Origin of the sequence: Mesorhizobium amorphae (assembly GCF_014843845.1) — a bacterium.
Lineage (GTDB): Bacteria > Pseudomonadota > Alphaproteobacteria > Rhizobiales > Rhizobiaceae > Mesorhizobium > Mesorhizobium amorphae_A.
Genome location: NZ_JHQS01000017.1, coordinates 313,769 through 327,175, shown reverse-complemented (window position 1 = coordinate 327,175; position 13,407 = coordinate 313,769). Strand labels below are relative to the sequence as shown.

The following is a 13,407-nucleotide window of genomic DNA, read 5'->3' as shown; positions in this document are numbered from 1 at the left end:
GGCCGTCAGCATTGCCCCATTGCCATTTTGTTCCGGTGTAGGATTCTGCTCCTTTAGAGCGGACTGATTCGATGCGCGAGATCATCTTCGATACGGAAACCACCGGCCTCGACACGCGCGAGGACCGCGTCATCGAGCTTGGCGGCGTCGAGCTGGTCAACCGCTTCCCGACCGGCCGCACCTTCCACAGGTTCATCAACCCGCAAGGCAGGGCGATCCATCACGAAGCGCAGGCCGTCCACGGCATCAGCGCGGCCGATCTGGTCGGCAAGCCGACTTTTTCCGAAATCGCCGACGAGTGGCTGGCCTTCACCGACGGCGCCAAGCTCGTCGCCCACAACGCCAATTTCGATATCGGTTTCCTCAATCTCGAATTCGGCCGGCTAGACCATCCCGTTATCGATCCCGGCCGTGTCGTCGACACGCTGGCGCTGGCGCGCCGCAAGCATCCGATGGGGCCTAATTCGCTGGATGCGCTCTGCCGGCGTTACGGCATCGACAACGGCCACCGCACCAAGCACGGCGCCCTTCTCGATTCGGAACTGCTGGCCGAAGTCTATATCGAGCTCATCGGCGGCAAGCAGGCGGCCCTCATCCTCGACACGGTGGCGGTGCAGGTCAACGGCTCCGGCGATGTGGCAGACATCGACATCACCATTGCCGCCAGACCAATCGCCCTGCCGCCGCGCCTGACCGAGGCGGATCGGACGGCCCATGCCGGCCTTGTCGCTACGCTCGGCGAAAAGGCGTTGTGGCTGCGGGTGGGCGGCGGGGGGTGAACGGACTGCGTAAGTAGCGTTCCGTCACACCCCCCTCTGGCCTGCCGGCCATCTCCCCCTCAAGGGGGAGATTAGCAGCTTCGTCGCTCCAGCCATTCCTGCAACGTCGAAGATTGGCGAAGGCTGCGGTGACGTCCAATCTCCCCCCTTGAGGGGGAGATGCCTGGCAAGGCAGAGGGGGGTGCTGTCCCGCCATCCTCTCCAACAAAAAGCCCGGCACAAGGCCGGGCTTTTTCAAACGCTGCGAAACGCTGCGCTCAGCTAGCCTTCACCTTGGACGCTGCCTGGTCCTCGGCCAGCTTCTGCTGGAACATCTGCGCGAAGTCGATCGGGTCGAGCATCAGCGGCGGGAAGCCGCCATTGCGGGTCGCTTCGGCGATGATCTGCCGGGCGAAGGGGAACAGCAGCCGCGGGCACTCGATGAACAGGATCGGCAGCATATGCTCCTGCGGGAAGCCGCTGATGGCGAACACGCCGCCATAGACCAGCTCGACGTTGAACAGCACTTCCTGGTCGAAGGACGCCTTGGCGTTCAATGTCAGGTTGACGTCGAACTGCTTGTCCGAGAGCGGATTGGCGTTGACGTTGACATTGATGGCGATGCCGGGCGCCTTGTCGCGGCCGCGCAGCGAATTCGGCGCGCCGGGACTTTCGAAGGACAGGTCCTTCACATATTGGGCCAGCACGTTGAGTGCCGGCTGCGCTGCATTGCTGTTGCCGTTGGCGGCGCCGACCGGCGCGTCTTCATTGCTGGCCATGAGCCTTGTCCTTTTGCCTGGGCAGCAGTGCTACCGGATTGAAACCGGGGGTTCGCTACCATGGTCGGCATGACAAGACAAGGTTTGCCGCCTTCGGCTCGTCCCCGGATCTGGATCGTGCCAGCTCTAATCGTCCTTGAGGCGGCGCCAGGGTGAATTGTGGTCCGGGCCGCGGCTGTAATCGTCGGCGCGCGAATAATCGCCGTCGTCGAGATCGATGACCTTGTCGCGCGGTTTCGTCCGGAAACCGCTGCTGCTGAAGCTGGTCGCCAGCACGATGCGGCCTTTCAGCATCCGCCAGGCCAGGTCGCGCACCGGCGGCAGCAGCAACAGAATGGCGAAGACGTCGGTGATGAAACCGGGAATGATCAAAAGGATCGCCGCCAGCACGATCATGGCGCCATGCGCGAGCTGGCGGCTCGGATCGCGCCCGGCATCCATTTCGGCGCGCACGCGTCTCATGACGCCGAAACCCTGGTGGCGCAGCAGCAGGCTGCCGGCAATGGTCGAGGCCAGCACCAGGCCGACCGTCGCCAGCGCGCCGATCTGGCTGCCGACAATGACGAAACCGGCGATTTCCAGCAGGGGAAGCGCGAGCAGGAACAGGGGAAGCAACGAAATACGCAAATCTTGGCCGATCATGTCCATGTTTTGCCGGCCAGCACGCAATCGCCGCTGGCACCGGAGCTGTTAGATAGGTATGCCTGCCTTTGATTTGAATGATTGCGCCTTGCGTTCTATATGCTTTGAATGTTGAACGCTATGCGACTGTGGCCTTCTGTTGGCCGGCGGTCCGGCTTGGACAGGGATCGAATTGGCGGAAGATATGGGATTCTTCGACTTCGGCACGATTTTCTTTCTGATTGCGGCGGTTGTGATCTTTTTCCAGCTGCGCAACGTGCTCGGCCGCCGCACGGGTAGCGAACGCCCGCCCTTCGACCCTTATTCCGCAAGCCGCACCCGCGACGACGCGGCGCAGAAATCCGAAAACGTGGTTTCGCTGCCGCGCAAGCGCATGCCCGGAGAACCGGCGGCCGACACTTATGTGGCGATCGACGCCTTCGCCAAACCCGACAGCGATCTCAACAAGGGCCTGCGGACGATCAAGGACAACGATCCGTCCTTCGATCCGAAGACCTTCGTCGACGGCGCCAAGATGGCCTATGAGATGATCGTCATGGCCTATGCCGACGGCGACCGCAAAACGCTGAAGAACCTGTTGTCGCGCGAGGTCTATGACGGCTTCGTCGCCGCGATCGGCGACCGCGAGGCGAAGTCGGAAAAGATCCAGTCCTCCTTCGTCGGCATCGACAAGGCCGATATCGTCGCCGCCGAGATGAAGGGCGGCGAGGCGCATATCACGCTGCGCATCGTCAGCGAGCTGATCTCTGCGACACGCGACAAGGCCGGCACCGTCATCGACGGCGATCCCGAAACCGTCGCCGAGGTCAAGGATGTCTGGACCTTTGCCCGCGACACGCGCTCGCGCGATCCTAACTGGAAGCTCGTCGCCACCGAGGAAGAAGACTGAACCGGATGCATGTCGCCCAAAAGTGCGAAACGGTTTTGGGACAACGACATGCATGAAAACAAAGACTGGAAGCGCGTCGCATGACTCTCTTCAATCGCGACGCGCTTTAACCAGCGGCGGGCATTGTCGTGTCGCTATCTCCGGCCTTCGACGAAACATCCTTTGACCGGCTGCCCGGCTGGGCCGATGACGACCATCCGGCTGCCTTTGCCGCCTTTCGCCGTTCGGCCTTCCATGTCCTGACAAAGCCCTATCGCACCGGCGCGCTCGGTGTCGATTTCACCGCGTTCGCCGCGGCCTATGAGGAAGCGCGCGCTGTTTCGCAGCCGAATCGATCCGAATCCCGAAGCTTCTTCGAACGTCACTTCGTCCCTGCGCGCATCGGCGCTGAACATGGCGGCGCCGGCCTCGTCACCGGTTTCTACGAGCCGGAGGTCGAGGCCTCGCCGGTACGGACAGAGCGGTTTTCGGTGCCGCTTCTGTCGCGCCCCGCCGATCTCGTCGATATCGATGACGCCAACCGGCCGGCGGGCATGGACCCCTATCTCGCTTTCGCCCGCGATACGCCGAACGGGCCGGTCGAATTTTTCGACCGCGCCGCCATCGAGCGCGGCGCGCTCGATGGCAAGCGCCTGGAAATCGCGTGGGTCGCCGACAAGGTCGACGCCTTCTTCGTCCATGTCCAGGGTGCGGCGCGGCTGAAGATGACCGACGGAAGGCTCTGCCGCGTCACCTATGCCGCCAAATCCGGCCAGCGCTTCACCGGGCCCGGCAAGGTGCTGAGCGAAAGTGGCCAAATCCCGCTGGAAAAAGTGACGATGCAGTCGATCCGCGCCTGGTTCAAAGCGCATCCGGATCGCGTCGACGAGATCCTCTGGCAGAACCGCTCCTATATTTTCTTCCGCGAGGCGGCGGTCGACGATGCCGGGCTCGGCCCGATCGCCGCCGCCAAGGTGCCGCTGACGGCGGGCCGCTCGATCGCCGTCGACCGGCTGCTGCACACATTCGGCACGCCCTTCTATGTCGACGCGCCGTCGCTGACCGCCTTCGACGCAAAACCGTTCCGGCGGCTGATGATCGCGCAGGACACCGGCTCGGCCATCACCGGTCCGGCCCGCGGCGACCTGTTCGCCGGCTCTGGTGACGCCGCCGGCGAGATCGCCGGTGTCGTGCGCAATGCCGCCGAGTTTTATGCGCTGCTCCCGCGTCGGCTCGTTTCGGGTGCGGTGCCATGACCCGCCGCATCGACAGGCTGAGCGAGGACGATCGCGTCCTGTGGAACCTGGTGGCGCGCACGGCCAAGCCGCTGAAGGGTAAGGCCGCCATTGTCATTCCCGACATCGTTGTCGACCCAAAGCCAACGCCCGTACCTGCTGTCGGCAGTCCGGTCGTCGCCGCGAAACCGAAGACGCAGCATGTTTCGCATGCGCTCGACGAACCGACGCTGGACAAGCTGAAGAAGGGCCGGCTGCCGATCGAAGGCCGCGTCGATTTGCACGGCATGACCCAGGACGAGGCCTATTCGCTGTTGTTTGCGTTCCTGCACCGGGCGCATGCCGGCGGCATCCGCTATGTGCTGGTTATCACCGGCAAGGGCTCCTCGTCGGGCGGCGACGGCGTGCTGCGACGCTCCGTGCCGGCCTGGCTGTCGACGCCCGCCTTCCGGCCGCTGGTTTCCAGCCACGACCACGCCGCTCGCAACCATGGCGGTTCGGGCGCGCTCTATGTGCGCTTGCGGCGGGTGCGCGCGTGAGGGCGCGGCCATGAAGATGGTGCCATGACGCCGTTTGGCGAAAAGCTGCGCGCGCTGCGCAACGAGCGCGGCCTCAGCCAGAAGGCGATGGCCGAGGCCATCGGTGTCAGCGCCGCCTATCTGTCGGCGCTGGAGCATGGCCGCCGCGGCGCGCCGACCTGGACGCTGATCCAGAAGATCATCGGCTATTTCAACGTCATCTGGGACGATGCCGAGGAGCTTGCGCGCCTCGCCGAAGCCTCGCATCCGCGCGTCAGGATCGACACGTCGGGTCTTTCGCCAGCCGCCACCGAGCTTGCCAACCTTCTGGCCGAAAACATCGAGAAGCTGGACGAAGCCGAACTTCGCCGCATCACCACCTCGATCCGCGCAGCGCTTGGTCGGCGGGTGTAGTACGCAATTTACGCCAAGGAGACGCGCGTTCACCCGCGCTGGCGCCGACTTTCGCTTCACCTGAACAGATGCCCGCCGGCGGACAGCCAGCGGGCAGCTGTGGTGAGATCATTTCTTGCCGGCCTGGCCGCCATTGTTCCCTCGGCCATTATCGCCACGGTCATGGTCGTGGCCATTGTTTCCGCCGCCCAGGCAGTTCGAGTCGCCGGCACCGCAACAGCGGCCGCTCCACAGATCGTTGGTCGACGTGCTGGCGCAACTGACGGTCTGATCGGCCAGACCAGGCCCGGCCAGCGCCGACATCGCGACGGCGGCGAGAAAGGTCGTACGCAGAAAGGCAGTCATTGAAATCTCCACGGTTGGTTTACGGCTGTGTGTCGCCGGCCGGGAGGAAATGGTTCACGGAGACTGCGGAATTTATCGGATGCGGTGCGTGCCAGCCGTAGTCCCATTGAGGGCGGCGCCGACCTACGATAGCTATGGGTGCGTTGCATAAGGCGCTTGACGCGGCGTGCTTCGAACGCGTCGCGCCTGCCCTTACTGAACCGCGCCGACCAAAACCTGCTGGCCATCGCGGATCGAGACCCAGCGGCCGGTGTTGTCGATCGCCTGGCGCTTGAGGAAGCGGTAGCCGGTCTCATCCCACGAGCGGACCTTGTCGGTCAGATTGTCGAGGACGTAATCGCCCTTGTCGGTGCGCACCGTCAGCACCGCATGGCCCTCGCCGTCCGGCTTGCGCACGACGGTCATCAGGAGATCGGCGAGCGATATACCCATGCGATAGAGGTCGCGGCGCTTCTCCAGGACATAATCCTCGCAGTCGCCGAGGCCGTTATCCGGATAGGCCCAGACTTCATCCTTGCCATAGATGTCGTAGTCGCTCAGAGGCTTGACGGCGGCATTCACCTTGGCGGTGACGCTGGTCAGCTTGCGCCAGAGCGCATCGGTCATCCTGGCTGGCGCGAGGCTGCGCGGCCGGATCGAGCATTCGCCGGGATTGGACTTGCAGAAATCGTAATGTCCGATCGGTTGAGACGTCATCCCGCCGGTCGCCATCGCTCCCGCGGCCGACGCCGGTCCCGCCCAGCATCCCGAAATCGCCAGCCCTGCGACTGCGCACAAGCGCAGCGTCCGTGCCATCGGTGAGGAAATCATTGTCCCCGTTCGCCCCTGTTGTTAACGAAACGTTAAGGGCGATTTACAGTCCGTGTCAATTATGACTGTGGTCCGATTGATGGCATGGTTACTTTCACCATCCTGACAGCGGCCATTGTGCAACAGGACCATCCGGGCACGCCGAGCGCTGCCGTTCCGCCGTTCGGTTGCGCGTCTCACCTTCTGGTTGCGTCAGCCCTTGGCCGAGCGCACCAGCCTCGGCTTTGCGGCAACCCGGTTCTGGCGGCCATAGCTGGTGATGAAGTCGGCGATGCGCGGCACGATCTCGGAGCGGAAGCGCGAACCGTTGAAGACGCCGTAATGGCCGACCGCCGGCTGCATATAATGGGCGTGCCTGTCGGCCGGGATGTTGACGCACAGATCGTGCGCGGCCTGGGTCTGGCCAAGGCCGGAGATGTCGTCATTCTCGCCCTCGACGGTGAACAGCGCGACATTGCGGATCGCCGAGGTGTCGACCAGCTCGCCGCGATGCATCATCTCGCCCTTGGGCAGAGCGTGGCGCACGAACACGGTGTCGACGGTCTGCAGGTAGAATTCCGCCGTCAGGTCCATCACCGCCAGGTACTCGTCGTAGAAATCGCGGTGCTTCTCGGCATTGTCGCCGTCATGCTTGACCAGATGCATGAAGAAGTCCTTGTGGGCGATGATGTGGCGGTCGAGGTTCATGCTCATGAAGCCCGACAGCTGCAGGAAGCCCGGATAGACCTCGCGGCCGAAGCCCGGCACCGGCCAGGGCGCCCGCATGATGACGTTGTCGCGGAACCAGCCGATGCCCTTCTCCTCGGCCAGCAGATTGACCGCGGTCGGATTGCGGCGGGTGTCGATCGGACCGCCCATCAGCGTCATGGTCGAGGGCACGAAGGGGTCGCCGCGCTTTTCCATCAGCGCCACCGCCGCCAGCACCGGCACCGAAGGCTGGCAGACCGCCATGACATGGGTGTCCGGGCCGAGCGCATGGAACATGTCGATGATGTAGTCGATATAGTCGTCGAGGTCGAAGCTGCCGTCGGCCAGCGGCACCATGCGGGCGTCGACCCAGTCGGTGATGTGCACGTCGGCATGCGGCAGCATCGCTTCGACGGTGCCGCGCAGCAGCGTCGCGTAATGGCCCGACATCGGCGCCACGATCAGAAGCTTCGGATCGGGCTTGCGCCCAGTGGGCACGGAGCGCTCGAAACGGACCAGATTGCAGAACGGCTTCGACCACACGGTCTTTTCAGTGACCTCGACGCTTTTCCAGTCGACCACGGTCTTGGCCAGCTCGAACTTTGGCTTGCCGTAACGGCGCGTGGTGCGCTCGAACAATTCGGCGGTCGCCGCGACCGAGCGGCCAAAGGACGTGTGCGAGACCGGGTTGAGCGGATTGGTGTAGAACATCCGCACCGCATCGGCATAGAAGCGGGCGGGCTGCAGTGCCGCATGGTTCATTTCGTAGAGCTGGTAGAACATCAAGAACCCCGCTGCTGCCTGCGACCGAAGGGACGACGAGCAGCGCCGAGCCTTGAATCTCTCGCGGCGAGGTTAACAACATGTTGTTGCGATGCAATACGTCAATTGGTCTGACAAATGGTTTTTTTGTCAAAAGCCTTGGAAATCAGCCTTGAGCGGTAGAGCCGGCTCAATGTGCGGTGCCGCAATATGTAGGAAATGTGTCCGGCCCCTCTAGCCGGACATATCGGACATATTAGACGCGGGCCATGCAGACGGCGGTGTGACCCGAGCCGATGAAGCCGAGCTGGCTGGCGGCGCCCTTCGACAGGTCGAGCACACGGCCCTTGATGAACGGACCGCGATCGTTGATGCGCACGACGACGCTGCGGCCATTGTTCTTGTTGGTCACCTTCAGCTTGGTGCCGAAGGGCAAGCTGCGGTGCGCGGCGGTCATCGCCGACGGGTTCATGCGCTCGCCGGAGGCCGTGCGGGAGTGCAGCGCGTACCAGGAGGCACGGCCGCACTGGGCGGCCGCGGAGGAGGCGGAGGCGCCGACCATCAGGCCAGCCGCTATCGTTACCGCGACAAGCGCGGTTTGCTTGGATTTCATCATGTTGGGGGAATGGCTCCGTTTAGACAGACCCCAGCCGTTAAGGAACGAATAAGGCACGAAATGCGGTAATCATCTGGCGGTTCCGTGGCGGAAGTACACGTTTGGAGTCGGTGGGAAACAGTTTGTCATGAGTCTTCCCACGTCGGGCAGCGTATCTGTGATGAACATCACGCCGGTTCCCGGCCAGTTCTGGCAAGATCGAGCGTTAACAAGCAAGTAGAGATGGACGCGATCGAATCGCTTCCTTTGGCTTTTTCATTGCCGCAGTGACGCTGTTGACGATCGACTTGGAAAGGGAATTCCGCCGATGCGGTTGATGAGGAATTTGCTGGCGCTGATCGTGCTCGCCATCGGCCTGCTGTGGTCGCTGCAAGGCATCGGTCTCGTGCCGGGAAGCTTCATGACCGGCCAGTCGCAATGGCTCTGTATCGGTCTCATCACCATGCTGGTCGGCTTGCTCGGTCTGGGCTGGGCAAACCGCTCGCGCATCTGACTGGGCCGGCTGCGGCTTCGCCACTGGCACGACTTCAAACGCGACCTTTGCCGCCGCTGGCGACCATGACCGTCGGCAAGGGCGGCGCCGTGCGTCCGGCTGGACGGACGGCGCCCGATAGAGTCAGGCGGCCTTTGCCGCCGGCTTGGCCGTCTTGACGTGAGTGACGCTACGGCGTCCGTCGACACTGACCGGCACATCGCCGTCGACGGTGGCACGCCGCACGACCCGGTGCTGGCTGCCATAGTCGTTCACCGCATAGTGCTGGGTGGCGCGATTGTCCCAGATCGCGACGTCGCCGGCCTGCCACCGCCACCGCACGGTATTTTCGGGGGTGGTCACATAGGCCTGGAACAACTCGTAGAGTTTTGCGGAGTCGCTCTTCGACAGGCCGACAAAGCGCTGGACGAAATTGCCGAGCAGCAGCGAGCGTTCCCCGGTTTCGGGATGCACGCGCACGACGGGGTGCTCGATCTCGTAGACGGTCGAGGTGAAGACCTCCTCGAAATGCTTCCTTTCCTCGGCGGAAGCGCGAGGACGTACGGCTGCGTAGTCGTAGGCGTTGCTGTGAATGGCCCAGAGATTGTCCGCCAGCAGCTTGAGCGGCGCCGGCAGGCTTTCATAGGCGGCATGGGTGTTCGACCAGATCGTATCGCCTCCGGCCGGAGGAATGACGACGCCGCGAAGCACGGAGAATTTCGGATAGGCGTCCACGAAGGTCACGTCCGTGTGCCATTGGTCCGCGCGACCGCCGCCGCGGCTCGAATCCAGATTGAGGATCGAAGCGGTGCCCGCAATCGGCCCTTGCGTCGGATGAGGCACCAGATCCCCCAGGCGCCGCGCGAACAGTTCATGCTCGGAATCATCGAGATGCTGCTGGCCGCGGAAGAAGATGACCTTGTGCAGCAAAAGAAGCTGATTGATCGATGCTATTGTTGCATCCGACAGGTTTCCACCGAGGCGAATGCCGCGGATTTCCGCGCCCACGCGGGCGGTCAGGGGAATAACGTCGGTCGCGGGAATGATCTGGTCGGCAGTGGCCGGGTTGCTCATGGGAATCTCCTCGTTTCTGTTTGGGGGGAAGGCAGGTCGACTGAGGTTGATCACTGGGACCAATATTGCCAGGCCCAGTAAAAGCCTTCGTCGCGTGGCGGCAGGCGGTCGCGCTCGGCATCGAGCTGCACGGGTGCCGGCGATCTGGGTTGGCGTTCAGGCTCCCTCGTCCAGGCGAGCAGCCAGTTGCCGAAATGGGCGAACAGCATGGCGGTGGAATGGGTCATCGTCATTCTCTCCTGCTTCGGTTATTCCCGTCCCGCCCAGGGAACGAGCCCGCGCTCGATCCGGCGGATGATGAATTCCAGCACGAAGGCGATTGCAGCGATCACCAGGATCCCCATCACCACGACGTCGGTGACCAGGAACTGGGCGGCCGACTGGATCATGAAGCCGAGGCCGCGCGTCGCTGCCACCAGCTCCGCGGCGACCAGCGTCGACCAGCCGGCGCCGAGCGCGATACGCAGCCCGGTCAGGATCGAGGGCAGCGCGCTGGGCAGGATCACATGCCGGACAAGCTGGAAGCGGCTGGCGCCGAGCGAGCGCGCCGCATTGATGCGCTCCTGCGAGACGCCGCGAACCCCGGATGCGGTCGACAGCGCAACCGGCGCCAGCATGGCAATGGTGATCACCAAGATCTTCGACGGTTCGCCGATGCCGAACCAGATGACGACCAGCGGCAGATAGGCGAGCGGCGGGATCGGCCGCAAGAATTCCAGCAGCGGATCGAAGATGCCGCGCCCGATGGTGCTGATGCCAATGGCGAGCCCAACGGGAACGCCGACGATAACCGCGGCGATCAGCGCTGCGAACACGCGGCCCAGGCTGGCGACGACGTGTTGGGCGAGCGTCGCGTCGACGAAGCCGTCACGGGCGACGACGACGAACTTGGTCCATACGGCGAAAGGCGATGGAAGAAAGACCGGCGACACCAGCTGCAGGCGGGCCGACAGCGCCCATGCCGCTAGCACCGCCAGGATGGTGATGGCGCTGACTGCGCGTGCCGAAATCCCGCGCCGTTTCGGGCGTGGGCGCGACCACGGCACCGACAGCGCGCTGCTTTCGTCGGTCCTTGTGGTCGGCCGTTCGCTGTAAGAGGTAACACTCACGCCGCCTCTCCTTCGAAGATCGCGTCGGTCAGTTCGCCGCGCGCCGCCGCGAAGGCCGGGTCGGCCTTGATAGCGCGAATGGCCTCGCCGGCGGCGTAGCGCCGGCTGAAGCCGGTCTCGAATGTCCGCACCACGCGGCCCGGCCCCGGCGCCAGCACGACGATGCGGGTGGCCAGCACCAGCGCCTCCTCGATGCCGTGCGTGACCATCAGCACGCCGACTTGGGCCGCCGCCCACAGATCGAGCAGCGTCGTCTGCATGCGTTCGCGCGTCAGCGCGTCCAGCGCACCGAGCGGCTCGTCGAGCAGCAGGAATTCGGGTTCGGCGGCCAGTGCGCGGGCCAGGCCGACGCGCTGGCGCATGCCGCCGGAAAGCTCCCAGATGCGCTTGTCGCCGGCGCCATCGAGCTTGACCAGTCTGAGCAACTCATCGGCGCGCCGTGCCCGCTCGCCTGACGGCACGCCGCGCAGCCTGAGAGCAAAAGCGACGTTCTCGCGCGCGGTCAGCCACGGGAACAGCGCATCGTTCTGGAACACCACGGCGCGGTCCGGGCCAGGTGCCGTGATCGGTCGGCCCGCGATGCTGGCGCTGCCGCGCACCGGCTCGACCAGCCCGGCGGCGACGTTGAGCAGCGAGGTCTTGCCGCAGCCGGAGCGGCCGACCAGCACGACGAAATCGCCCTTGGCGACGTTGATCGAGACTCGCTCGACGGCTGGCGCTGCCTGGCCTTCGTAGTGCACCGAGACCTTATCAAGCACGAGTTGAGGCATGGTTCCTCGCAGTAGGTTCCACAAATCCACCTGCCCGAAACCGCTCCTCGTCAGCGGTCCGGGCAGGCAGCACGCGTCGCGCGTCAGTTCGAGGCCAGCGCCTCGCTGACATATTTCGACGATACGTATTTCGAGTAGTCGGGCAGCACGGCGTCGATCTTGCCCTGCTCCTTGAGGAAGGCCGATGCCGCCTCGATCGCCTTGACCGTGCCGCCGCCGAGGAATTTGGCGGAGGCCTGCTCCTCAAGCGTCGGGAAAACGTAACCTTTCAAAAGTTGCGGCACCTCTTCCAGCTTGGCGCCGGTGATCTTGGCGATCTTGGCCGCCTGCGGCGACGACACCGACCAGGCGTCGGGCTTGGCCAGGAACTCGGCATAGGCGGCGCCCGTCACCTTGACGAAGTCGCGCACCGCTTCCGGGTGCTTTTCGGCAAAGTCGGTGCGCACGATCCAGGCATCGAAGGTCGGCGCGCCCCAGGCGGCGACCTGCGAGGAATCCAGCACCACTTTGCCGGTGGTCTTGATCTGGCCGAGCGCCGGATCCCAGACATAGGCCGCGTCGATGTCGCCGCGCGCGAAGGCGGCGGCAATCTCCGGCGGCCTGAGATTGAGGATCTCGACCGACTTAGGATCGACGCCTTCATGCTTCAGCGCGGCCAGCAGGCTGTAATGCGTGGTCGAGACGAATGGCACCGCCACCTTCTTGCCGGCAAGGTCGGCGACCTTCTCGATGCCGGCGCCGTTGCGGGCGACCAGCGCTTCGGATTGGCCGATCAGGCCGACGACGAAGATGGTCTGGATTGGAAGCTCGCGGCTGGCCGCGGCCGCCAGCGGGCTCGATCCGACATAGCCGATATCGACCGAGCCGGAGGCGACCGCTGCGATCACGTCGGCGCCGGAATCGAATTTGCGCCAGTCGATCGCGGCCTTGGTCGCCTTCTCATAGGCGCCGTCGGCCTGCGGCACTTTCGAGGGTTCGACCACGGTCTGGTAGCCGATGGTGATCTTGAGGTCGTCGGCCTGTGCCGGGCCGAGGAAGGCGGCGCCGGCAAGTGCCGCCGACGAGAGCAGGATGATGCGTCGTGAAATGATCGACATGATGGGCTCCATGAAAAAGTGAAAAACCGGATTGCCTTTTCATAGTCCGCTAATTCTATCGTTCTTGTAGAGTTAAATCCTTCCAACCAGTACGGGTTGAGTGGAAAAAAGCCACTGGTGATAGGCTGGCGAAGCGCAAAGTGCGGCTGCTACGGGCGCGACCGCGGCAGATTGCACTGGACCGTCAAGGCTGGCCGAAGCGTCCGAGTTCGTCATCCCAGGGTCTCCGCGACGTCGCTTCGCTCCTGCTCCGCCCTGGGATGACGAAGCGAATGTGACAACCGCCTGCCAAGAACCGAGATTTCAGGAGAAAGCCTCATTCGAAAAATCCATGCTTCAAACTCACGCCGAATTGAAACCCCATTCCCTGTCTTCGGGAGGAACTATAGTATTCTTATCGACATTAGGGAGTTGATCACGATGAGCGACCATACCCACCGCATCCCGGCGA

The 13,407-nt window shown here is 63.9% G+C and carries 17 protein-coding genes; 6 read left to right on the top strand and 11 right to left on the bottom strand.

Annotated features, from left to right (window positions below):
- Window positions 1-71 precede the first annotated feature (71 nt).
- Window positions 72-779 (top strand): DNA polymerase III subunit epsilon, encoded by a 708-nt coding sequence (dnaQ, locus tag DH08_RS11880; RefSeq protein WP_192179479.1) that lies wholly within the window; start codon window positions 72-74, stop codon window positions 777-779.
- Window positions 780-1,036: 257 nt separating this feature from the next.
- On the opposite strand, the gene secB is transcribed toward dnaQ, so the two are convergent.
- Together secB and DH08_RS11870 are read right to left on the bottom strand one after the other, a co-directional pair.
- Entirely contained in the window at window positions 1,037-1,537 is a 501-nt protein-coding gene (secB, locus tag DH08_RS11875) for a protein-export chaperone SecB (protein ID WP_192179478.1), read from the bottom strand.
- A gap of 126 nt (window positions 1,538-1,663) precedes the next feature.
- Window positions 1,664-2,164, bottom strand: a complete 501-nt coding sequence (locus tag DH08_RS11870) for an FxsA family protein (RefSeq protein WP_282595031.1) — start codon at window positions 2,162-2,164, stop codon at window positions 1,664-1,666.
- Between the two features lie 199 nt (window positions 2,165-2,363).
- Between DH08_RS11870 and DH08_RS11865 the strand changes: the two genes are divergently transcribed.
- From DH08_RS11865 to DH08_RS11850, 4 genes are all read left to right on the top strand, one after another.
- The gene (locus DH08_RS11865) at window positions 2,364-3,068 is read left to right on the top strand and encodes a Tim44/TimA family putative adaptor protein (RefSeq protein WP_192179476.1); all 705 of its coding nucleotides are present in this window, start codon (window positions 2,364-2,366) and stop codon (window positions 3,066-3,068) included.
- Between the two features lie 128 nt (window positions 3,069-3,196).
- Window positions 3,197-4,303 carry an MltA domain-containing protein gene (gene mltA, locus DH08_RS11860; protein WP_192179475.1) on the top strand — a complete coding sequence of 369 codons (1,107 nt, stop codon included), beginning with the start codon at window positions 3,197-3,199 and terminating at the stop codon, window positions 4,301-4,303.
- Complete coding sequence (locus tag DH08_RS11855; protein ID WP_006205326.1) at window positions 4,300-4,821, top strand: Smr/MutS family protein; 522 nt, start codon at window positions 4,300-4,302, stop codon at window positions 4,819-4,821. The genes mltA and DH08_RS11855 overlap by 4 nt, the downstream gene beginning before the upstream one ends.
- Before the next feature lie 24 nt (window positions 4,822-4,845).
- Window positions 4,846-5,214 carry a helix-turn-helix domain-containing protein gene (locus tag DH08_RS11850; protein WP_192179474.1) on the top strand — a complete coding sequence of 123 codons (369 nt, stop codon included), beginning with the start codon at window positions 4,846-4,848 and terminating at the stop codon, window positions 5,212-5,214.
- Between the two features lie 108 nt (window positions 5,215-5,322).
- On the opposite strand, the gene DH08_RS11845 is transcribed toward DH08_RS11850, so the two are convergent.
- The 4 genes from DH08_RS11845 to DH08_RS11830 all read right to left on the bottom strand — a co-directional run bounded on the left by DH08_RS11845 (window position 5,323) and on the right by DH08_RS11830 (window position 8,434).
- Complete coding sequence (locus DH08_RS11845) at window positions 5,323-5,559, bottom strand: hypothetical protein (RefSeq protein WP_192179473.1); 237 nt, start codon at window positions 5,557-5,559, stop codon at window positions 5,323-5,325.
- A 192-nt stretch (window positions 5,560-5,751) separates the two neighbouring features.
- Entirely contained in the window at window positions 5,752-6,369 is a 618-nt protein-coding gene (locus DH08_RS11840; protein ID WP_192179472.1) for a transglutaminase-like cysteine peptidase, read from the bottom strand.
- A gap of 192 nt (window positions 6,370-6,561) precedes the next feature.
- Window positions 6,562-7,839, bottom strand: coding sequence for a polyhydroxyalkanoate depolymerase (locus DH08_RS11835; protein WP_192179471.1), 1,278 nt, complete (start codon window positions 7,837-7,839; stop codon window positions 6,562-6,564).
- 235 nt (window positions 7,840-8,074) lie between these two features.
- Complete coding sequence (locus tag DH08_RS11830; protein WP_192179470.1) at window positions 8,075-8,434, bottom strand: septal ring lytic transglycosylase RlpA family protein; 360 nt, start codon at window positions 8,432-8,434, stop codon at window positions 8,075-8,077.
- A gap of 307 nt (window positions 8,435-8,741) precedes the next feature.
- Here DH08_RS11830 and DH08_RS11825 point away from each other — a divergent pair, with 307 nt between their 5' ends.
- Window positions 8,742-8,927 (top strand): hypothetical protein, encoded by a 186-nt coding sequence (locus tag DH08_RS11825; protein ID WP_192179469.1) that lies wholly within the window; start codon window positions 8,742-8,744, stop codon window positions 8,925-8,927.
- A gap of 123 nt (window positions 8,928-9,050) precedes the next feature.
- On the opposite strand, the gene DH08_RS11820 is transcribed toward DH08_RS11825, so the two are convergent.
- The 5 genes from DH08_RS11820 to tauA form a co-directional block, all read right to left on the bottom strand.
- Complete coding sequence (locus DH08_RS11820; protein WP_192179468.1) at window positions 9,051-9,980, bottom strand: TauD/TfdA dioxygenase family protein; 930 nt, start codon at window positions 9,978-9,980, stop codon at window positions 9,051-9,053.
- Between the two features lie 50 nt (window positions 9,981-10,030).
- Complete coding sequence (locus DH08_RS11815; protein WP_192179467.1) at window positions 10,031-10,207, bottom strand: hypothetical protein; 177 nt, start codon at window positions 10,205-10,207, stop codon at window positions 10,031-10,033.
- Window positions 10,208-10,228: 21 nt separating this feature from the next.
- Window positions 10,229-11,089 carry an ABC transporter permease subunit gene (locus tag DH08_RS11810; RefSeq protein ID WP_192179466.1) on the bottom strand — a complete coding sequence of 287 codons (861 nt, stop codon included), beginning with the start codon at window positions 11,087-11,089 and terminating at the stop codon, window positions 10,229-10,231.
- Window positions 11,086-11,859, bottom strand: coding sequence for a taurine ABC transporter ATP-binding protein (locus tag DH08_RS11805; RefSeq protein ID WP_192179465.1), 774 nt, complete (start codon window positions 11,857-11,859; stop codon window positions 11,086-11,088). The genes DH08_RS11810 and DH08_RS11805 overlap by 4 nt, the downstream gene beginning before the upstream one ends.
- An 83-nt stretch (window positions 11,860-11,942) precedes the next feature.
- Window positions 11,943-12,956: a taurine ABC transporter substrate-binding protein gene (gene tauA, locus DH08_RS11800; protein WP_192179464.1), complete on the bottom strand. Its 1,014-nt coding sequence runs from the start codon at window positions 12,954-12,956 to the stop codon at window positions 11,943-11,945.
- Window positions 12,957-13,407: the final 451 nt, after the last annotated feature.